This is a genomic window from Stutzerimonas urumqiensis (genome assembly GCF_003640395.1).
Taxonomy (GTDB): Bacteria; Pseudomonadota; Gammaproteobacteria; order Pseudomonadales; family Pseudomonadaceae; genus Stutzerimonas; species Stutzerimonas urumqiensis.
On sequence record NZ_RBZQ01000001.1, the window covers coordinates 506945 to 525659 of the forward strand.

Here is an 18715-nt window from a genome sequence, read left to right on the forward strand (position 1 = left end):
GTGCGTGTCCTTATTGAACGTCCAGACCGTTGACGATGATTTCCGAAACCTCGCCGGTGAGGCGGTCGGTGATCTGCACGGTGAGGTGCCCCGAGTCGTTGATGATGTTCACGATGAAATCGTCGGTGGTCAGCGTGCCGGTGTTCGGATCGGTCAACAGCTCGGACAGCAGGCGCGATTCGAGCTGGCTGGTGAAACGATCGAGCGCCGAGGTGCCGGTCAGCGAGGAGCGGTCCAGCGCGTCCGGGTCCTTGAAATCGTTCTGCGCCTGGGCGCTGCCGAGCAGCCAGGCGCCGTTGAGCGGGCTGCCGCCGAAGGACGGATTGACCGGCGTGTACACCAGTTCGGTCGCCGTGGCGCTGGTGCTCACGAGGAGCGCCAGCAGGGTTGTAGTTGTTCTCATAACTCATCCTTGGCGAGGTCGAGGTTGTCTTGGAAAAGCGCCTGGAGCTTTTGTTGTTCGATCTGCGCGACCACCGTCTCGGCGGCGGCTTCGGCGATCGGCTGCATGTCCGAGACGCTGGGTTGGAGAAAGCGGCGAAACAGCGGTCGGTCGTCGTATTCGACCCAGACCAGCACGCCCCAGCGGGCGGAGGGCCGCTCCTTGACTGCGAGGTTGAAATCGATCGGCCCACGGGCGTTGAGCTGCTCGCAGAAGGTGCGATAGAAGGCCTGGCCGGCCTGGGTGATGGTGCCGTTGAGGATCAGCCCGTCGATCTCCGCCTCGTCGGCGCTGGCCGATCCGGCCAGGAGCAGCATCGCCAGGGCGAAGGGCGTGCGGGTCATGCCGACGCTCCGGCCCCGAGCACGATGGCCGCGCCCTGGGCACGGTTGGAGGCGCCGAGCTTGTGCAGCGCGTTGTGCACGTGGCTTTTGACGGTGTGGGTGCTCAGGTGCAACTCGGCGGCGATGGCGGCGTTGGACAGGCCCTTGCCGGCGAGTTGCATGATCTGCCGCTCGCGCAGGGTCAGCGCTTCGATGGCCTGGCTGGTGCGGGTCAGCTGGCGATAGCGATGGATGAGCTTCTCCATCAGCGGACGTGGCAGCCAGTCGCCGCCGGCGATCAAGGTCCGCACGCCGCGTACGAAGGTCGCGCGCGACGTCGCCGGCCGGAAGACACCGCGGATGGACGGCCGCAGCTCGAGCAACCGGCGCGCCTTGTCGTCGGAGGCATTGATCAAGCCGACCGGAACGTCCCCAAGCTGGCGAATCAGGTCGAGGCACTCGTCCTGTCCGTAACTGCCCGCGTCGACCAGCGCAAGGTCGACCTCGCCGACGTTGCCACGCAAGTGGCCGCTGCGGTGCATACGGTAGGCGGGTTGGTCACCCAGATGATGGCGCAAGGCGCTGTCGAGCAATTCGCTGCGCGACAGCAACATCACCTGGTGCGTGATGGCGGGTAAGGCGGAGGCGACATCGTTCATTGGCAAATCCCTGCGTGGACGAATACCGCAAACCCCCCGGGTCCGTGGGGCTTGCACTAGACTTTCGTCCGGCAGGGTAGTTCACTGGTGTGACTAAAAAACGACAGGCAGCGCCATCTGCGCCAGGAAACCGGCGCCGGGTTCAGTCGATCACGAACAGCCGGGCGCCGGTGTCGGTCGAGGAGCGATGCCCAAGCGTGTCATCCGCGACCTGGTAGCTCATGCCGGGCTGCAAGGTGACCCGGCCTCCATCGGCCAGCTCGGTGTGAAGCTCGCCGTCCAGGCACAGCAGGATGTGCCCTTTGAGGCACCAGTGGTCGGCCAGGTAGCCGGCGCTGTACTCGACCATCCGCACGCGGATATCGCCGAAATGACAGGTCCGCCATAGCGCGTGGCCTCGCTCGCCCTCGTGGCGGGAGGGCTCGATGGTCGCCCAGTCTGTGACGCCGAACGGAATATTGGAGAGCTTCATGCGCGGGCCTCGTCTTGTTCCGTCGCGTGGGGTCGATCGTGACGGTAGCGTTCCAGGATCCACTGCCCGGCCGGGCGCTCGCGGATGCGGTCGAGCACCTCGCGTGCCGGTGCGCTGAAGCCGCCGATGTTGGCCCAGGGCGTGTCGGGCGGCGATAGCAGCGGTGCGTATAGGGCGGCTGCGCTGATGTCGGCCAGGCTCAGGTGATCGCCAACCAGGTAGCGTGAGGGATCGTTGTGGATGCGCTTTTCCAGCGCATCCAACCCATCGAGCAGCTCCACCTCGGATTTTGCGACCCGCTCGGGCGTCACCCCGTACAGCGTTCGCAGGCCCTTGACCAGCATCGGCTTGGCGCGATCGCGCAGGCCGAACAAGGGCCGATGCACGCGCAACATCGCATCGGTCACCGACGCCCAGTCTTCGATCTGTCCGTAGAGCCAGCGCCGCACATGCACGCCGAGCCGATCGTGGCGATCCTCCAGGGCCAGGATTTCTTCGCGCAGCGGGCCGGCTGAGGGCAACAGCGGCGCCTGCGGATAGGTGGCTTCGAGGTAGAGGGCGATGTCGGTGGAGTCGGCAACCACCTGCGCGCCGTCACGCAGGATCGGCAGGCTGGTGGTGCCGGCCATGCGCCGCGTCTTGAGGCGATGAAGGCCGGGGAACAGGTGTTCGACCCGATAGGCCAGGCCCTTGTGATCCAGCTGCCAGCGGGTCTTTTCGCAATAGTGGGAGATCGAAAACTGGTACAGGGTGCGCATGCTCGGCTCCGTCCGCAAAGCTCGAGTGTACGGGGCGAGGGAGCCAATCCCCAGCGCGATCGCCAAGCCCGCTCGGCGGAGCGCGGGAATCGGCGGGGGACGGCGTGGTCAGGTGCTCAGGTAGCGCACTCACCCAGGAGATTCTCATGACCGAACGCAAACTCGACGGCGCGCTCGTCGTCATCACCGGTGCATCCAGTGGTATCGGCCGCGCGGCCGCGGAGGCTTTCGCGGGCCGCGGTGCCCGGCTGGTCCTGGCTGCGCGAGACGGCGCGGCCCTCGACGATGTGGTCGAGGCCTGCGGTCGGCTGGGCGCGGCGGCGCTCGCGGTGCCCACCGATGTGACGCATGGCGAGGCGCTGGAGCAGCTGGCCGCGAAGGCCGTCGAGTTCGGTGGCGGGCGGATCGACGTCTGGATCAACAACGCCGGCGTCGGGGCCATCGGCGCCTTCGACGAAACCCCGCTCGATGCGCACGAGCAGGTGGTCCAGACGAACCTGCTCGGTTATTTGCGTGGCGCTCATGCCGTGCTGCCGTATTTCAAGCAGCAGCACGCGGGCGTTCTGATCAACACGCTGTCGGTCGGCAGCTGGGTGGCGCAGCCTTACGCCGTGGCCTATTCGGCGAGCAAGTTCGGACTGCGCGGTTTCTCCGCTGCCTTGCGCGGCGAGCTGGGGCAATGGTCGGGCATCCATGTGTGCGATGTCTACCCGGCGGTGATGGACACGCCCGGCTTTCGCGATGCCGGCAATTACGCCGGGCGGTCGCTGCAACCGCCGCCGCCGGTCTACGATCCGCGCCGCGTGGCCGAGGCGATGGTCAGCCTCGCGCGGCATCCGCGGCATACCACCTCGGTCGGTGCGGTCGCGACGCTGCTGCGGCTGACCTACTTCCTGACGCCGGGATTCGATCGGCTCAACGGCCTGCTGGCAGGCATGGCGCTGGGGCGCGCCGAGCGCACGCCGGCCTCGTCCGGCAATCTATTTCATCCGCCCGGCGGTCAACGGCGCATCGACGGCGGCTGGCAACCGGTCTCGAACGAGCCGGCGATCCGTCTTGCCGTGGGGGCGGTCGCTGTGGGGGTGGCCGGCTGGTGCCTGGCTCGCCTGGTGGCCCGGCGCGACTAGCGCGTGCGGGCCGCGCTGACGCCTTCGAGCGTGGCGAAGGAGGTGTCCTTGGCGGTGAGCAGGAAGTCGCGCATGAATGGCGAGTCGAGCATGTCGGTGCGAATGGCCGCATGCAGCGTCGCGTACAGTCCCTTCTCGCCAAGTCGGCGTGCCGTTACGTAGCCGCGCGCGCTGTATTCATGCAGGGCCCAGTTAGGCAGCGAGCAAACGCCCCGACCGGAGGCGACCAGCTGCATCATCATCACGGTCAGTTCGGACGTCCGGACCTGCGCCGGCTCGACATCGGCCGGCTCCAGGAACTGATTGAAGATGTCCAGTCGATCCCGTTCGATCGGGTAGGTGATCAGCGTCTCGCTGGCCAGGTCCTCGGGCCGGACGAAGGGACGGCTGGCCAGCGGGTGCTGGTTCGCCACGGCCAGCAAAGCTTCGTAGGTGAACAGGGGCACGTAGGTGATGCCCGCCAGGTCGACCGGATCGGAGGTCACCACCAGATCCAGGTCGCCGCGGGCCAGCGCAGGCAACGGCGCGAAAGAAAAGCCAGAGGCCAGGTCCAGCTCGACCTCCGGCCAGGCATCGCGGAACTGGTCGATGGTCGGCATCAGCCACTGGAAGCAGCTGTGGCATTCGATCGCCATGTGCAGGCGCCCGGCCGTGCCGCCGGCCAGTCGCGCGAGGTCCCGTTCGGCGCTGCGCAATTGCGGCACCACGGCATCGGCCAACTGCAGCAGGCGCAGACCCGCGCTGGTGAAGCGCACCGGTTTGGTCTTGCGCACGAAGAGCTGCAAGCCGAGCCGCTCTTCCAGCTCCTTGAACTGGTGCGACAGCGCCGATTGCGTCAGGTGCAGGCGTTCGGCGGCCTCGACCAGGCTGTCGGTTTCGCGCAGGGCATGAAGCGTCTTGAGGTGGCGGATTTCCAGCATGGGCCTGATTCCCTCGGCGGTGGCGTCCCGGCGTTTCGTGGTTGGTACATGAGCGAAGCTCATGCGCGGCGCAGTTTCGCGCAGCCGCGCGGGGCTGTCGAGCGATGGCCGTCCAGTTCGCTTCATCCAGCCGTCAGAGAAAGCCGAGGAGGGGGCAGTCGCGTTCCATGAGTTCTTCTAATGTTTGTCGCGAGCAAAATGAGTTTTTCTGAATCACGGGCGATGGCCAGAATGCTCGCCACAACCTGCTGGAGACATTCATGGCCATTGCCCACTCACTCGGATTCCCCCGCATCGGGGCGCAACGTGAACTGAAGACCGCGCTCGAAGCGCACTGGAAAGGCGAGCTCGGCGAGACCGAGCTGCTGGACGTGGGGCGCCGGCTGCGCGCCGCTCACTGGCGCCTCCAGCATGACGCCGGGCTCGACCTGCTGCCGGTAGGCGACTTCGCCTGGTACGACCAGGTGCTGACCCATTCGCTGATGTTTGGCGTCGTGCCTGAGCGCTTCCGCACCCACGGCGACGCGCCGACCCTGACGACGCTGTTCGCCATGGCGCGCGGCGTGTCGACCTGCTGCGGTGCGCGTCATGGCGAGGCGCAGGTGGCGAGCGAGCTGACGAAATGGTTCGACACCAACTATCACTACCTCGTCCCCGAATTCGAACGTGACCAGACCTTCGCCCTGGGCTGGACACAGCTGTTCGATGAGTTGGCCGAAGCGCGCGAGCTGGGCTACTCGGCCAAGCCGGTGCTGATCGGCCCGCTGACCTACCTCTGGCTCGGCAAGGCGCAGGGCGAGGGCTTCGACAAGCTGGAACTGCTCGACCGCCTGCTGCCGGTCTACGGCGAAGTGCTCGACCGTCTGGCGGCGCTCGGCGCCGAGTGGGTGCAGATCGACGAGCCCATCCTGGCCCTGGACCTGCCGCAGGACTGGAAGAACGCCTTCGAGCGGGCTTACAACCTGCTGCACCGGGCACCGCTGAAAAAGCTGGTCGCGACCTACTTCGGCGGGCTGGAAGACAACCTCGGGCTGGCCGCCAACCTGCCGGTCGATGGGCTGCATATCGATCTGGTGCGGGCGCCGGATCAGTTCCCGACCATCCTTGACCGCATCCCGGCCTACAAGGTGCTGTCGCTGGGGCTGGTCAACGGCCGCAACGTATGGCGCTGCGATCTGGAAAAGGCCCTGGCGGTCGTGCGCGAAGCCGCGGCCCGACTGGGCGATCGGCTATGGATCGCGCCCTCCTGCTCGCTGCTGCACTGCCCGGTCGACCTCGCCGCGGAAACCGAGCTCGATGCCGAGACGCGCACTTGGCTGGCCTTCGCCGTGCAGAAGTGCGAGGAAGTCGCGCTGCTGGCCCGCGCGGCGACCGAGCCGGATGCGCCGGCCGTGATCGCGGGCCTGGCCGTCAGCCGTGCGGTACAGGCGAGCCGGGCGGCGTCCCCGCGCATCCACAAGCCGGCCGTGCGCGAGCGCCTGGCCGCAGTGGGCGATGACCAGCTGCGCCGCGCGACGCCGTTCGCCGAGCGGATCGAGGCCCAGCGGGCGCGTCTCGCCTTGCCGGCCTATCCGACCACGACCATAGGCTCGTTCCCGCAGACGCCCGCCATCCGACTCGCGCGGCAGGCCTTTCGCCAGGGCAAGCTGTCGGCCGCCGACTACACCGAAGCGATGCAGGCCGAGATTCGCCACGCCGTTCGGATCCAGGAGCAGCTGGGACTCGATGTCCTGGTGCACGGCGAGGCGGAGCGCAACGACATGGTCGAGTACTTCGCCGAACAGCTCGACGGCTACGCCTTCACGCGCAATGGCTGGGTCCAGAGCTACGGCTCACGCTGCGTGAAGCCGGCGGTGATCGTCGGCGACATCAGCCGCCCCGGGCCGATGACCGTGGACTGGATCCGCTACGCCCAGCAGCAGACCGACAAGCCCATGAAAGGCATGCTGACCGGACCGGTGACCATGCTGATGTGGTCGTTCGCCCGCGAGGATGTCGACCGCGCGACCCAGGCCTGGCAGCTGGCGCTGGCCATCCGCGATGAAGTGAGCGACCTGGAAGCGGCGGGGACCGGCATCATCCAGATCGACGAAGCCGCCTTCCGCGAGGGCCTGCCACTGCGCCGCTCCGGCTGGGCCGGCTACCTGAAATGGGCGGTCGAGGCCTTCCGTCTGTGCAGCTCGGGGGTCGACGACGCGACCCAGATTCACACCCACATGTGCTACAGCGAGTTCAATGAAGTGATCGACGCCATCGCCGCGATGGACGCCGATGTGATCACCATCGAGACGTCCCGCTCGCGCATGGAGCTGCTCGAGGCCTTCCGCGCGTTCGATTACCCGAACGACATCGGGCCGGGGGTCTACGACATCCACTCGCCGCGCATCCCGACGCCGGAGGAGATGATCCTGCTGCTCGAAAAGGCCGCCGTCCGCATCCCCGCCGAGCGGCTCTGGGTCAACCCCGATTGTGGCCTGAAGACCCGTGGCTGGCCGGAAACCGAAGCGGCGCTGGCCAACATGGTGGCGGCGGCGCGCCATCTGCGACGAGGCCGACAGGTCGCCGCCTGACGGCGGGCGAGGGCAGCGCCAGGCCCCTTCTGGCGCTGCCGGGCCGCTGCTAAGGTAGGCAGCCCGAACGACCTGACCGACCTGATCCGACCATGACCCCTGCCATCGATCTTCTGAGAAAAGCCAAGGCCGAGTTCCGTATCCATAGTTACGAGCACGATCCCAAGTCTGCTTCGTATGGTCTGGAGGCGGCGGACAAGCTCGGACTCGACCCGGCGCAGGTATTCAAGACGTTGCTGGCGTGCACCGAGAAGAACGAACTGCTGGTCGCCATCGTGCCGGTCACCGGCAGCCTCGACCTGAAAGCCCTGGCGCAGGCGGCTGGCGCGAAGAAGGCCGAGATGGCCGATCCGGCGGTGGCGCAGCGGGCGACCGGCTACCTGGTCGGCGGGATCAGCCCATTGGGGCAGAAGAAGCGCCTGCGGACCTTCATCGACGCGTCGGCCCAGGCGCTGCCGTCGATGTACGTCAGCGCCGGTCGGCGTGGTCTGGAGGTGGAGTTGGCGCCGGCCGTGTTGGCGACGCACACGAGTGGAATCTTCGCGCCGATCGGTCGCTGAGCAGGGCGCCCGGCCTCTGGGTCAGAGCGGCGGCAGGTTGTCGTCCAGATCCGCTTCGGTGATGCCCGGCAGGTGCAGGTCGCTGCGGGCCAGGCGGGTGCCTTCCATCTGCGGCTGGGTCACCCAGGTGAGGATGTCGTAGTAGCGACGGATGTTCGCCACGAAATGCACCGGCTCGCCGCCACGGGCGTAGCCATAGCGGGTCTTGCTGTACCACTGCTTTTGCGACAGCCGCGGCAGCATCTGCTTCACGTCGAGCCACTTGTTCGGGTTCAGCCCCTCGGCCTTGGCCAGGCGGCGTGCGTCTTCCAGATGGCCGGCGCCGACGTTGTACGCGGCCAGCGCGAACCAGGTGCGATCCGGCTCCTCGATGCTGTCCGGCAGGGCCTCATGCACCTTCACGAAATACTTGCCGCCGCCCTGGATGCTCTGCTTCGGGTCCAGCCGGTTGGTGACGCCCATCGCCTTGGCGGTGCGCTGCGTCAGCATCATCAGGCCGCGCACGCCGGTCTTGGACGTCGCCTCGGGTTGCCAGTGCGACTCCTGATAACCGATCGCGGCGAGCAGGCGCCAGTCGATGCCGTATTTCTTCGCCGTCTCGCGGAAGGTGCGCTCGTAGCGCGGCAGGCGCTCCTGGAGATGGCGGGCGAACGCATAGGCGCCCACATAGCCGAGGAAGTCCACATGGCCGTAGTAGCGCTCGCGCAGCCGCTGCAGGGTGCCGTTTTCCTGCGCCTTGGCGAGGAAGGCGTTGGCCGCCTGGAGCAGGCTGTCGTCCTCGCCCTGCGGCAAGGCCCAGGCGACGCTGTTGCTCCCTTCGAGATCGAACGCCGTGCGGATATTGGTGAAGTAGAGCTGGTTCATCGCCAGTTCGTTGGATTGCACCAGCGTCGCATCGATCTGGCCTTCGTCGACCATGCGCAGCAGATCGACGACCTCGACCGCATCGGAGCGCTGGAAATTCAAGCCCGGCAGTTCGGCTTGCAGTGCTTCGAGTTCGGCGACGTGGTGGCTGCCCTCGAGCACCATGATGCGTTTGCCGACCAGATCCTCCGGGCGGGTGGGGCGGCGTTGGCCCTTGCGGTAGACGACCTGGGTCGCCACGTCGAGGTAGGGCACGGTGAAGCGAACGCGCTGGCCACGCGCGTCGCTGGCAACGAGGCCCGCCGCGGCGAGATGCGGACCGCCCGGCCGACCGAGACGATCGAAGGCCTGCTCGATGGAGTCGGCCGTCTCGATCTTCAGCTTCACGCCCAGGTGGTCGGCGAAGCGCTTGGCCAGCTCGTATTCGAAACCGGCCGGACCGTTGCGGTCCTGGAAATAGGTGGAGGGGCTGTTGCGGGTGATCACGCGCAGTACGCCTTCCTCCTGAATTCGCTCGAGCTGGCTGGGCGGTTCCGCGCAGCTGCCGAGCATCAGGAAGAGTGCGGTCGCCAGAAGCCAGGCGGCATAGCGCAAACGCAACGGTGTGTGGGCAAACATGCGCGGCAGTATACGCAAAGGCGAACCGCCACCATATCTCGACAGCTCGACCCCGCTCTGTTAGGCGAGCCGGTCTGGAACGACGGTCGCAACGCCGCTAGGCTTTGCCGGCCTGACCGTCGAGTGACCCTGTGACCGCCCCCTCCAAGCCCTGGTACGTCTACCTGATCCGCGCCGCCAACGGTGCGCTCTACTGCGGGATCACCGATGACGTCGAACGCCGTTTCGCCGCGCATCGCACCGGGCGTGGCGCGCGTTTCTTTCGGTCCAGCCCGGCATTGGCGGTGGCCTATGTCGAATCCTGCGCCGATCGCCGTGAAGCGCTGCGCCGGGAATACGCGATCAAGCGCCTGTCCAAGGCCAGCAAGGAGGCCTTGGCCGCGACCCAGCTGCCGGCGTGAATGACGCATCAATCGCGCGAATGGCTGGCCGGTCAGCAGGGGCAGGGCTACGCTGCCCATTCCTTGTCCCTGGCGGAGCCCGACATGCACGAGCTGATCCTGCACCACTACCCAACCTCTCCCTTTGCCGAAAAAGCGCGGCTCATGCTTGGTTTCAAGCAGCTGTCCTGGCGGTCGGTGACCATTCCCCCGGTCATGCCCAAGCCGGACCTGACGGCCTTGACCGGCGGCTACCGACGCACGCCGGTGCTCCAGGTCGGGGCGGACATTTACTGCGATACCGCGCTGATCGGCCGCCGCCTGGAAGCCGAGAAGGCGATGCCGGCGCTGTTCCCGGAAGGCCGCGAATTCGCCGCGGCGACCTTGGCGCAATGGGCCGACTCGGTGCTGTTTCTGCATGCCGTGGCGCTCATGTTCCAGCCCGAGTCGCTGGCGGTACGTTTCGCCAAGGCGCCACCGGAGTTCGTTCAGGCCTTCAGCAAGGACCGTGCGGCCCTGTTCAGCGGTGGGTCGGTCTCGCGCATTCCGACCGAGCTGGCCAAGCACCAATGGCCGACCCTGATGGCGCGGCTGGAGCGTCAGCTGGCCCGCGAAGACGACGAATTCCTGCTCGGCGCGGTGCCCTGCATCGCCGATTTCGCGGTCGCGCATTGCCTGTGGTTCCTGCGCGCCACGGAAGTCACCTCGCCGCTGGTCGACGGCTACCCGCGCATCAAGGCTTGGCTCGACAAGGTGCTGGCGGTCGGCCACGGCTCGTTCACCGAGCTCGACGGGGCACAAGCGGTTGAAATCGCCCGTGCAGCCGAGCCGGCGGCGCTACCGGAGGCGGGGTTCGAAGACCCGAACGGTTTCCGGCTTGGCCAACCGGTTGCGATCGCGGCGGCTGACTATGGGGTCGAGCCGGTGGAGGGTGAGTTGGTGCATGCCGATGCCGAAACGCTCGTGCTGCGTCGCGAAGACCCGCGTGCCGGCCTCGTGCACGTGCATTTCCCGCGCTTCGGTTTCCGCATCGAGTCGCGCTGAGGCGCGACAGCCATCTCAGCGGACCGCTCCGGTGCGATCCGGCTCAAGACGACGTTTGGAGGCCAGATGTGCTGGCCTCCGCTCGTTGCGGATCAGTCCTTGTTGCGCTTGAGCTGATCCTTGAGCTGCGTCGGGAGCTGACGAATGATCAGCGTGTCCTGCGCTTCGTCGTATTCGATGCGCGAGCCCAGCAGGTGCGCTTCGAAGCTGATCGACAGGCCCTCGGCCCGGCCGGTGAAGCGGCGAAACTGATTCAGCGTGCGCTTGTCCGGCGGGATTTCCGGCGAGAGGCCGTAGTCCTTGTTGCGGATGTGGTCGTAGAAAGCCTTGGGGCGGTCCTCGTCGATCAGCCCGGACAACTCTTCGAGCGTGATGGCTTCGCCCAGGCGCGCCTGGCTGCTGGCGTAATCGACGAGGGCGCTGGTCTTGGTGCGGGTTTCGTCTTCGCTGAGGTCTTCGCTTTCGACGAAATCGCTGAAGGCCTTGAGCAGGGTGCGCGTCTCGCCGGGCGCGTCGACGCCCTCCTGGCAGCCGATGAAGTCGCGGAAGTAATCCGAGACCTTCTTGCCGTTCTTGCCCTTGATGAACGAGATGTACTGGCGCGACTGCTTGTTGTTGCGCCATTCGGACAGGTTGATGCGCGCGGCCAGGTGCAACTGGCCGAGGTCCAGGTGCTTGGCTGGCGTGACGTCCAGCGAGTCGGTCACCGCGACGCCTTCGCTGTGGTGCAGCAGTGCGATGGCGAGGTACTCGGTCATGCCCTGCTGGTAATGGGCGAAGAGCACGTGGCCGCCGGTCGAGAGATTCGACTCTTCCATCAGCTTCTGCAGGTGCTCGACCGCCTGCCGGCTGAACGCGGTGAAGTCCTGCGCCTCGTCAAGGTATTGCGTCAGCCAGCCACTGAAGGGAAAGGCCCCGGATTCGTCGTGAAAGTAGCCCCAGGCCTTGCCCTGCTTGGCGTTGTAGCTTTCGTTGAGGTCGGCCAGCAGGTTCTCGATGGCCTGCGATTCGGCGAGTTCGGTGTCCCGTGCATGGAGCACGGCGGGCGTGCCGTCGGGCTTTTTCTCGATGAGATGAACGATGCAGTGGCGAATAGGCATTCGGGACCCTTTGATGGCTGGGCGGCAGATCGAAAAGGGCGCCAGTCTAAAGCAGGGCACGCCATGGCGCAGCGTCGTGATTCATGCCGAAGCGACCAGCCGGTCATCCACCGGAGCAGGCGCCAGGTTGCTTGCTGGGGAATCATTCGGGTCTTGGCTGGCTCCAAGCTAGCGAAGCGGTCCAGTCAGGGAACGGAAGTGTCGTCGGTTCCTGTCGCAGAACCGTAACCAATCCTCTGTAAAAAGCTGCCGCACGCAGTTTTGGAGTTACCGACATGTCCACCCTTACCGAACTCGCCCAACAGATCGCTCAGCTGTATCCGCTCCGTGACAAGCAGGCCGGCAAGCGCTATCGAGTGGTCGGCGAACTGGCCGGAATGACGGAGCTGGAGGAGATCAACGGCGAGCCCCGGTACATCCGTACGCTGGCCCTGAAGGATCACCGTGTATGGGAATCGGGCACGGACTCGGCCGTCGCCTGAGCGCTTGCGTCACCGGCTATGCGCCTGGGCGCATCAGGCCTTCGCGTCGCCGCGGTAGGACCAGGCGACGAAACGGCTGCGCTTCTGCCCCTGCGCCATGTCGATCGTCCTGATCTGCCGGACGCCCATTCGCTTGAGCCGTGCCACCAGCCCTTCGACGTTGGCGCCCTTGGATACCAGGGTGCTGAACCAGACCACCTGTTCGGCGAACTCGGCGCTTTCCTGGGCCAGACGGGCGATGAAGCCTGCCTCGCCACCTTCGCACCAGAGCTCAGCCGCCTGCCCGCCGAAATTCAGGACCGGCAGCTTGCGCTTCGGATCGAGCCGTCCGAGGTTGCGCCACTTGCGCTGGCTGCCACGGGTCGCTTCCTCGGCCGAGGCGTGAAACGGCGGGTTGCAGAGCGTCAGATCGAAGCGGTCGTCGGGGCGAATCAGGCCATGAAAGATATGCCGAGGCTGCGCTTGGCGACGTAGTTCGATGTGATCGGTCAGCCGGTTGGCCTCGATCAGCGTGCGAGCGCAGGCGAGGGCGGTGCCATCGATGTCGCTGCCGACGAAGCGCCAGCCGTATTCACGCTGGCCGAGCAATGGATAGATGCAGTTGGCCCCCGTGCCGATGTCCAGCACGCGCACCTTGTTGCCGCGTGGAACTTCGTCGTCAGGGCCGGCCAGCAGGTCGGCGGCGCCATGCAGGTAGTCGGCGCGCCCGGGAATGGGCGGGCAGAGGTAGCCGGCCGGTATGTCCCAGTGCTCGATGCGGTAGTGATGCTTGAGCAGCGCCCGGTTGAAGACCTTGACGGCTTCGGGGTCGGCGAAGTCGATGCTGGGCTTGCCGTACGGGTTGGTGATGACGAACCGGCCGAGCGGCGGATGGCTTGCGATCAGTTCGGCGAAGTCATAACGGCCCTGATGGCGGTTGCGCGGATGCAGGGCCGGCGGCTGGGTGGCGTCGAGCGGTGGTTTCGATCGGGCTGGCATGGAAGCTGAGAGGGCGAAGAAGGGGCCGGCATTGTCCCACAGCGGCGCGCCGCCGCGCCGCTCGCTCATCCGTGCCGCGGCACCGCCAGCATCCAGGCCAGGCCCCAGGCGAGCGCACCGGCGCCAAACCAGAAGGCATCCTGCAGGCTGCCGCCTGCCGACATCCAGAGGCTGGTCAACCAGGGGCCGGCGAGCTGGGTCAACCCGTAAAGCGCGATGAGGGCGGCCGACAGACGCGGCCCCTGGTGCGGATGCAGCGTTCGCGCCAGGCGCTGGGTCAGCAGCACGGTGCCGAGAAAGGCCGAACCCACCAGCACCCCGCACGCCGGAAGACCAAGCATGGGCGGTAGCGTGAGCACCGCGAGCACGCCAGCCAGCTGCACCGCGTAACTGAGTTTGAGCGCCTGGTCGTCACCGATCCGCGCGCCCAGGCGGTTCCACAGCCAGGGGGAGGGCAGGGCGGCGAGGGCGACGATCAGCCAACTCGCGTCGACCAGCCAGCCGCCGCCCTGGCTCTGCAGGCTGGCCAGCATGGGCAGGAAGGTCATCGGCAGGATGTAGCCGAGCCCGGCCCCCGCATAGGCGAGAAACAGCGGTGTGCTGTTCCGATCGAACAGTCGCTGGCGATGCACCGGGCCGGTTCCGGCCGTCTGCACGGGGGCGATCTCGAGCCGCGCGAGCCGCTGCCAGCCCCAAATGGCGAGGGGAACCGAGAGTATCGCCGCCGGCCACCAGAGCGCGGCACCGGTCAGCCAGTCATCGGTGAGGCTGACCAGCAGGCTCGACATCAGCAGCCCGAGGCAGACGCCGAGATACACCAGGCCGCTGCGCGCTACCTGGCCCTGGCATGCCAGCCATTCCAGCACCAGCGCGGGCGCCTGGACGAACACCAGGCCGTTGGCGATGCCGTTGGCCAGCCGCAGGCCGGCCAGGACATCCGCCTGCTCGGCCTGGGTCTGCATGAAGGTGGTGAGGACATGGGCGCCAAGCGCCCAGGGGAGCGAGCGATGGATCTGTTCGACCCGGTGCCAGCGCAGCGCCAGCAGCGCGCCGAGCAGGTAGCCGAGGTAGTTCCAGGTGGCGATGTTGGCGCCCTGGGCCACGGTGATCACGCCATCCTCGACCAGCCCCGGCAACAGCGGCGTGTAGACGAAACGACCAAGGCCATGAACCACCAGCAGCAGGGTGCCGCCAGCGAGCAGGACGGGTACGAGGGACAGGGGCTTGGACATGGCATTGCACCTTGGCGTAGGCGTCGAGTGGACGTGCTCGTCAGCGATTCCAGGCGGGCGGTCAGGGATAGCCGAGCGTGTTCTTGATCGGGTCCAGGTGGCGCTCGACCCAGCTCCGGTCGATCGCGCCCCAGTCGAGGATTCGGTAGGCACCGGCGTTGTGCTGGTCTTCGGCGTCCTGCTCGAAGACGCAGACGATGTCCAGTTCGGCCAGCGCGGCGAGGGTGTCCTGCGCGGTCCGGCGCGGCATGCCGGTCGCGGTCATGAGCGCCGGAACGCTGGTGGCGGTGCCGCTGTCGATCAGCCAGGCGACATACAGCCGCCGGTAGAAGCTTGTCCGCGTTTTGCTTGGGACGTGTGGGCTGTTCATCTGATCTCCATCGCACTGACGGCTGTGGGCTGCCGATGGCAAAAAGAAGGCCGACTCGCTGGTCGGCCTTCCGCTTCACAGGGTGGCGATGCGCCCCCGCTGTTCTTGCAGCTTGGCGACCGCCTGCTCGGCTTCGGCGAGCTTGGTGCGTTCCTTCTCGATGACCTCCGGCGGGGCCTTGTCGACGAAGCCGGCATTGGCCAGCTTGCCGCCGACCCGCTTGACCTCGCCCTCGAGCCGCGCGATTTCCTTATCGAGCCGCGCCAGCTCGGCGTCCTTGTCGATCAGGCCCGCCATCGGCACCAGCACCTCCATGTCATGCACCAGGGCAACGGCGGCCAGCGGTGCCTCTTCGCCGGCATCGAGCAGGCGAACGCTCTCGAGCTTGGCGAGCTTCATCAGCAGCGGCTGGTTTTCCGCCAGGCGTCGGCGATCGGTATCGGACGCATGACGGAGCACCACGTCGATGCGCCGGGCCATGGAGATGTTCATCTCGCCGCGGATCTGGCGAATGCCGAGCATCAGCGCCTTGACCCACTCGATGTCGTCTTCCGCGGCGCTGTCGATGCGCGATTCATCGGCCACCGGCCAGGGCTGCAGCATCAGGGTCGGGCCTTGCTTGCCCGCCAGCGGCGCGACGCGCTGCCAGATCTCTTCGGTGATGAACGGCATGAAGGGGTGCGCGAGGCGCAGGGCTGTTTCCAGCACGCGGACCAGCGTCCGGCGGGTGCCGCGCTGGCGCTCGATGCTGGCGGTCTCGTCCCAGAGCACCGGCTTGACCAGCTCGAGGTACCAGGCGCAGTACTCGTCCCAGATGAACTCGTAGAGCGCCTGGGCCGCCAGGTCGAAGCGGAAGGCGTCGAGCTGGCGGGTCACTTCCATTTCGGTGCGCTGCAGGGCGGAGATGATCCAGCGATCGACCGATGACAGCTCGACCGGCTCGCCATTCACGCCGGTGTCCTTGCCCTCGGTGTTTTCGAAGACGAAGTTGGCGGCGTTCCAGATCTTGTTGCAGAAGTTGCGGAAGCCCTCGACACGGCCCATATCGAACTTGATGTCACGCCCGGTGGAGGCCAGCGAACAGAAGGTGAAGCGCAGTGCGTCGGTGCCGTAGCTGGCGATGCCTTCGGGGAACTCGGCGCGGGTCTGCTTGGCGATCTTCTCGGCCAGCTTGGGTTGCATCATGCCGCTGGTGCGCTTGGCCAGCAGGGTCTCGAGGTCGATGCCGTCGACGATGTCCAGCGGGTCGAGCACGTTGCCCTTGGACTTGGACATCTTCTGGCCCTGGCCATCGCGTACCAGGCCGTGGACGTAGACGGTCTTGAACGGAATCTGTCCGGTCAGATGGGTCGACAGCATGATCATCCGCGCGACCCAGAAGAAGATGATGTCGAACCCGGTGACCAGGACGTCGGTGGGGTGGAACGTCTTGAGGTAGTCGGTCTGTTCCGGCCAGCCCAGCGTGGAGAATGTCCAGAGGCCGGAGCTGAACCAGGTATCCAGCACGTCTTCATCCTGGCGCAGCTCGACGTCGTTGCACAGGTTGTACTTGGTGCGCACCTCGGTCTCATCGCGGCCGACATAGACGTTGCCGGCCTCGTCGTACCAGGCCGGAATGCGGTGGCCCCACCACAGCTGGCGGCTGATGCACCAGTCCTGGATGTCGCGCATCCAGCTGAAGTACATGTTTTCGTACTGCTTGGGGACGAATTCGATCTCGCCGCTTTCGACCGCGGCGATGGCCTTTTCCGCCAACGGCTTGGTGGAGACGTACCACTGGTCCGTCAGCCAGGGCTCGATGATGGTGCCGGAGCGGTCGCCGCGCGGGACCTTGAGGGCGTGGTCGTCGATCTTTTCCAGCAGGCTCATGGCCTCGAACTCGGCCACGATCGCCTTGCGCGCGTCGAAGCGATCCATGTGCGCGTAGCCGTCGGGGAGTGTCGGATCGACCTTGTCGTTCACCGAGCCGTCGAGGTTGAACACCTGGGCGCGGCCAAGGATCGCGGCGTTCTGGTCGAAGATGTTGATCAGCGGCAGGTTGTGCCGCTTGCCGACTTCGTAATCGTTGAAGTCGTGCGCCGGGGTGATCTTGACGCAGCCGGTACCGAATTCGCGGTCGACGTACTCGTCGGCGACGATGGGGATCAGGCGGTTCACCAGCGGCAGCATGATGTGACGACCGATCAGCGCCTTGTAGCGCTCGTCCTCCGGGTGCACCGCGACCGCGGCGTCGCCGAGCATGGTTTCCGGTCGGGTGGTGGCGACCACCAGGTAGGTCAGGCCATCGGCCGTGCGGGCGTCGTCGGCCAGCGGGTAACGCAGGTGCCAGAGGTGGCCCTTCTCGTCGTGGTTCTCCACTTCCAGGTCGGAAATGGCGGTGTGCAGCTTGGTGTCCCAGTTGACCAGGCGCTTGCCGCGGTAGATCAGGCCGTCCTCATGCAGGCGAACGAAGGCTTCCTTGACGGCGTTGGACAGCCCTTCGTCCATCGTGAAGCGCTCGCGGCTCCAGTCCACGGAGCTGCCCAGGCGGCGGATCTGCCGGGTGATGTTGCCGCCGGACTCGTGCTTCCATTCCCAGACCTTCTCCAGGAACCGCTCGCGTCCGACGTCATGCCGGCTGATGCCCTGTGCGGAAAGCTGGCGCTCGACCACCATCTGGGTGGCGATGCCGGCGTGGTCGGTGCCGGGCTGCCAGAGGGTGTTGCGGCCCTGCATGCGGCGAAAGCGGATCAAGGCATCCATGATCGCGTTGTTGAAGCCGTGCCCCATGTGCAGGCTGCCGGTCACGTTCGGCGGCGGGATCATGATGGTGTAGGGCTCGCCCGACCCTTGAGGCGCGAAGTAGTTGTTGGATTCCCAGGTCTGGTACCAGGAAGCCTCGATGGCATGCGGCTGATAGGTCTTGTCCATGCGGCGGGACCCTTAGAACGGCTTGACGGAAAGCCGGCGAGTATAGCGAGGATAGGCGCGAGGGGCGAAGGCTGGCGTGGGCACGCCAACTGACTCAGAACAGGTCGGGGCGCGACTGTTTGAGCAGGCGTTGCAGGCGACGTTTCAGTTCCGCCTCGATCTGCGGCACGAAATCGTCGATGACGTCCTGCAGGATCAATTCGGCGGCGGCACGGATTTCGCTGTCGAGCTGGCGGTCGGTGCGGCTGCGCGGCGATACGGCATCCGCGAGCGATTGCGACGGCAACTGCGACGGCGGCTGCGACGGCGGTTGAAGGGGACGGCCGGGTTCGACGATGTCTTCCAGCACGGGAATGGCATCCGGATCGATCGGCTCCGCGGTCGTTTCGCTGCCGAGGAGCGACCGGATGGCTTCGAGATCATCCAGCCACTGGTCTGGGCGGTTTGGCGTATTCGAGGACATTACGTGACCGGCTTCACAATTCGACCCGTTGCGGATCATAGCCGCGTTGGCGGTACTGGCGGAAGTTCTCCCGGCAGGCTGCGAGCAGGGCGGGGGACTGGTTGACGATCTCGATGACGCGGCTGTAGCGGTCGATGTCCATCGGCAGACGGGTGTTGAGGTTGATCAGCAGGCCGCTGCCGAATCCAGCTGGCGGTGTGTCGCTGCCGATCAGCACGGGCGCGGTGTCGTCATCGGTCAGGCGAGCGTGCGGAACGAAGCTTTCGGCCTTGAAGCGCCAGAGCAGCTCGTCGAGCTCGGCGCACTGGTCGTCGTGCTCGCCGCGCAGGAAGACGCCAAGCCCCTGGCGCCAGGCCTTGGCAGCCAGTTGGCAGGCCGCCCGCAGCCGGCCTTCGTCAGTGGAGGAGGGTAGGACGTAAAACTCGATGCGTGGCATGGATGAC

At 66.4% G+C, this 18715-nt stretch carries 20 protein-coding genes; 6 read left to right on the forward strand and 14 right to left on the reverse strand.

Features of this window, described 5'->3' with window-relative positions:
- Window positions 1-10: 10 nt before the first annotated feature.
- The 5 genes from D7325_RS02595 to D7325_RS02615 form a co-directional block, all read right to left on the reverse strand.
- Entirely contained in the window at window positions 11-403 is a 393-nt protein-coding gene (locus D7325_RS02595) for a curli assembly protein CsgF (protein WP_120993766.1), read from the reverse strand.
- A complete protein-coding gene (locus tag D7325_RS02600; protein ID WP_120993778.1) occupies window positions 400-786 on the reverse strand; it encodes a CsgE family curli-type amyloid fiber assembly protein in 387 nt (128 codons plus the stop codon). Before D7325_RS02600 ends, D7325_RS02595 begins: the two co-directional genes overlap by 4 nt.
- The gene (locus D7325_RS02605; RefSeq protein WP_120993780.1) at window positions 783-1424 is read right to left on the reverse strand and encodes a helix-turn-helix transcriptional regulator; all 642 of its coding nucleotides are present in this window, start codon (window positions 1422-1424) and stop codon (window positions 783-785) included. Before D7325_RS02605 ends, D7325_RS02600 begins: the two co-directional genes overlap by 4 nt.
- Before the next feature lie 142 nt (window positions 1425-1566).
- Entirely contained in the window at window positions 1567-1896 is a 330-nt protein-coding gene (locus tag D7325_RS02610) for a DHCW motif cupin fold protein (protein ID WP_120993782.1), read from the reverse strand.
- Complete coding sequence (locus D7325_RS02615; protein WP_120993784.1) at window positions 1893-2654, reverse strand: glutathione S-transferase family protein; 762 nt, start codon at window positions 2652-2654, stop codon at window positions 1893-1895. The genes D7325_RS02610 and D7325_RS02615 overlap by 4 nt, the downstream gene beginning before the upstream one ends.
- A 146-nt stretch (window positions 2655-2800) precedes the next feature.
- Between D7325_RS02615 and D7325_RS02620 the strand changes: the two genes are divergently transcribed.
- Window positions 2801-3781, forward strand: a complete 981-nt coding sequence (locus tag D7325_RS02620) for an SDR family oxidoreductase (protein WP_120993786.1) — start codon at window positions 2801-2803, stop codon at window positions 3779-3781.
- Here the strand turns inward: D7325_RS02620 and metR are convergent.
- Window positions 3778-4701, reverse strand: a complete 924-nt coding sequence (gene metR, locus D7325_RS02625; protein WP_120993788.1) for a transcriptional regulator MetR — start codon at window positions 4699-4701, stop codon at window positions 3778-3780. The genes D7325_RS02620 and metR overlap by 4 nt on opposite strands.
- A 260-nt stretch (window positions 4702-4961) precedes the next feature.
- Here metR and metE point away from each other — a divergent pair, with 260 nt between their 5' ends.
- Both metE and ybaK read left to right on the forward strand, forming a co-directional pair.
- Window positions 4962-7271 (forward strand): 5-methyltetrahydropteroyltriglutamate--homocysteine S-methyltransferase, encoded by a 2310-nt coding sequence (metE, locus tag D7325_RS02630; RefSeq protein ID WP_120993790.1) that lies wholly within the window; start codon window positions 4962-4964, stop codon window positions 7269-7271.
- Between the two features lie 92 nt (window positions 7272-7363).
- Entirely contained in the window at window positions 7364-7831 is a 468-nt protein-coding gene (gene ybaK, locus D7325_RS02635; protein WP_120993792.1) for a Cys-tRNA(Pro) deacylase, read from the forward strand.
- Between the two features lie 21 nt (window positions 7832-7852).
- On the opposite strand, the gene mltF is transcribed toward ybaK, so the two are convergent.
- Window positions 7853-9313: a membrane-bound lytic murein transglycosylase MltF gene (mltF, locus tag D7325_RS02640; protein WP_120993793.1), complete on the reverse strand. Its 1461-nt coding sequence runs from the start codon at window positions 9311-9313 to the stop codon at window positions 7853-7855.
- A gap of 131 nt (window positions 9314-9444) precedes the next feature.
- Here mltF and D7325_RS02645 point away from each other — a divergent pair, with 131 nt between their 5' ends.
- Both D7325_RS02645 and D7325_RS02650 read left to right on the forward strand, forming a co-directional pair.
- A complete protein-coding gene (locus D7325_RS02645) occupies window positions 9445-9714 on the forward strand; it encodes a GIY-YIG nuclease family protein (protein WP_120993795.1) in 270 nt (89 codons plus the stop codon).
- Window positions 9715-9798: 84 nt separating this feature from the next.
- Complete coding sequence (locus tag D7325_RS02650) at window positions 9799-10737, forward strand: glutathione S-transferase family protein (protein ID WP_120994119.1); 939 nt, start codon at window positions 9799-9801, stop codon at window positions 10735-10737.
- Between the two features lie 92 nt (window positions 10738-10829).
- Here D7325_RS02650 and yejK read toward each other — a convergent pair whose 3' ends face one another.
- Window positions 10830-11837, reverse strand: coding sequence for a nucleoid-associated protein YejK (yejK, locus tag D7325_RS02655; protein ID WP_120993797.1), 1008 nt, complete (start codon window positions 11835-11837; stop codon window positions 10830-10832).
- Window positions 11838-12112: 275 nt separating this feature from the next.
- Here yejK and D7325_RS02660 point away from each other — a divergent pair, with 275 nt between their 5' ends.
- On the forward strand, window positions 12113-12319 hold the full coding sequence (locus tag D7325_RS02660) for a hypothetical protein (RefSeq protein ID WP_120993798.1): 207 nt from the start codon (window positions 12113-12115) through the stop codon (window positions 12317-12319).
- A 33-nt stretch (window positions 12320-12352) separates the two neighbouring features.
- Here D7325_RS02660 and rlmF read toward each other — a convergent pair whose 3' ends face one another.
- The 6 genes from rlmF to D7325_RS02690 form a co-directional block, all read right to left on the reverse strand.
- Entirely contained in the window at window positions 12353-13297 is a 945-nt protein-coding gene (gene rlmF / locus D7325_RS02665) for a 23S rRNA (adenine(1618)-N(6))-methyltransferase RlmF (protein WP_120994121.1), read from the reverse strand.
- Between the two features lie 65 nt (window positions 13298-13362).
- Window positions 13363-14529 (reverse strand): YbfB/YjiJ family MFS transporter, encoded by a 1167-nt coding sequence (locus tag D7325_RS02670; RefSeq protein ID WP_120993800.1) that lies wholly within the window; start codon window positions 14527-14529, stop codon window positions 13363-13365.
- 61 nt (window positions 14530-14590) lie between these two features.
- Entirely contained in the window at window positions 14591-14899 is a 309-nt protein-coding gene (locus D7325_RS02675) for a winged helix-turn-helix domain-containing protein (protein WP_120993802.1), read from the reverse strand.
- Window positions 14900-14974: 75 nt separating this feature from the next.
- A complete protein-coding gene (locus D7325_RS02680) occupies window positions 14975-17809 on the reverse strand; it encodes a valine--tRNA ligase (RefSeq protein ID WP_120993804.1) in 2835 nt (944 codons plus the stop codon).
- 94 nt (window positions 17810-17903) lie between these two features.
- Window positions 17904-18272, reverse strand: coding sequence for a DNA polymerase III subunit chi (locus D7325_RS02685; RefSeq protein WP_120993806.1), 369 nt, complete (start codon window positions 18270-18272; stop codon window positions 17904-17906).
- 13 nt (window positions 18273-18285) lie between these two features.
- Window positions 18286-18708 carry a DNA polymerase III subunit chi gene (locus D7325_RS02690; RefSeq protein WP_120993808.1) on the reverse strand — a complete coding sequence of 141 codons (423 nt, stop codon included), beginning with the start codon at window positions 18706-18708 and terminating at the stop codon, window positions 18286-18288.
- Between the last annotated feature and the right edge of the window lie 7 nt (window positions 18709-18715).

Excerpts from the sequence above, each read along its gene's own strand:
- D7325_RS02595 (WP_120993766.1), bottom strand. The coding sequence starts at position 403 with ATGAGAACAACTACAACCCTGCTGGCGCTCCTCGTGAGCACCAGCGCC.
- D7325_RS02600 (WP_120993778.1), bottom strand. The coding sequence starts at position 786 with ATGACCCGCACGCCCTTCGCCCTGGCGATGCTGCTCCTGGCCGGATCG.
- D7325_RS02605 (WP_120993780.1), bottom strand. The coding sequence starts at position 1,424 with ATGAACGATGTCGCCTCCGCCTTACCCGCCATCACGCACCAGGTGATG.
- D7325_RS02610 (WP_120993782.1), bottom strand. The coding sequence starts at position 1,896 with ATGAAGCTCTCCAATATTCCGTTCGGCGTCACAGACTGGGCGACCATC.
- D7325_RS02615 (WP_120993784.1), bottom strand. The coding sequence starts at position 2,654 with ATGCGCACCCTGTACCAGTTTTCGATCTCCCACTATTGCGAAAAGACC.
- D7325_RS02620 (WP_120993786.1), top strand. The coding sequence starts at position 2,801 with ATGACCGAACGCAAACTCGACGGCGCGCTCGTCGTCATCACCGGTGCA.
- metR (WP_120993788.1), bottom strand. The coding sequence starts at position 4,701 with ATGCTGGAAATCCGCCACCTCAAGACGCTTCATGCCCTGCGCGAAACC.
- metE (WP_120993790.1), top strand. The coding sequence starts at position 4,962 with ATGGCCATTGCCCACTCACTCGGATTCCCCCGCATCGGGGCGCAACGT.
- ybaK (WP_120993792.1), top strand. The coding sequence starts at position 7,364 with ATGACCCCTGCCATCGATCTTCTGAGAAAAGCCAAGGCCGAGTTCCGT.
- mltF (WP_120993793.1), bottom strand. The coding sequence starts at position 9,313 with ATGTTTGCCCACACACCGTTGCGTTTGCGCTATGCCGCCTGGCTTCTG.
- D7325_RS02650 (WP_120994119.1), top strand. The coding sequence starts at position 9,799 with ATGCACGAGCTGATCCTGCACCACTACCCAACCTCTCCCTTTGCCGAA.
- yejK (WP_120993797.1), bottom strand. The coding sequence starts at position 11,837 with ATGCCTATTCGCCACTGCATCGTTCATCTCATCGAGAAAAAGCCCGAC.
- D7325_RS02660 (WP_120993798.1), top strand. The coding sequence starts at position 12,113 with ATGTCCACCCTTACCGAACTCGCCCAACAGATCGCTCAGCTGTATCCG.
- rlmF (WP_120994121.1), bottom strand. The coding sequence starts at position 13,297 with ATGCCAGCCCGATCGAAACCACCGCTCGACGCCACCCAGCCGCCGGCC.
- D7325_RS02670 (WP_120993800.1), bottom strand. The coding sequence starts at position 14,529 with ATGTCCAAGCCCCTGTCCCTCGTACCCGTCCTGCTCGCTGGCGGCACC.
- D7325_RS02675 (WP_120993802.1), bottom strand. The coding sequence starts at position 14,899 with ATGAACAGCCCACACGTCCCAAGCAAAACGCGGACAAGCTTCTACCGG.
- D7325_RS02680 (WP_120993804.1), bottom strand. The coding sequence starts at position 17,809 with ATGGACAAGACCTATCAGCCGCATGCCATCGAGGCTTCCTGGTACCAG.
- D7325_RS02685 (WP_120993806.1), bottom strand. The coding sequence starts at position 18,272 with ATGTCCTCGAATACGCCAAACCGCCCAGACCAGTGGCTGGATGATCTC.
- D7325_RS02690 (WP_120993808.1), bottom strand. The coding sequence starts at position 18,708 with ATGCCACGCATCGAGTTTTACGTCCTACCCTCCTCCACTGACGAAGGC.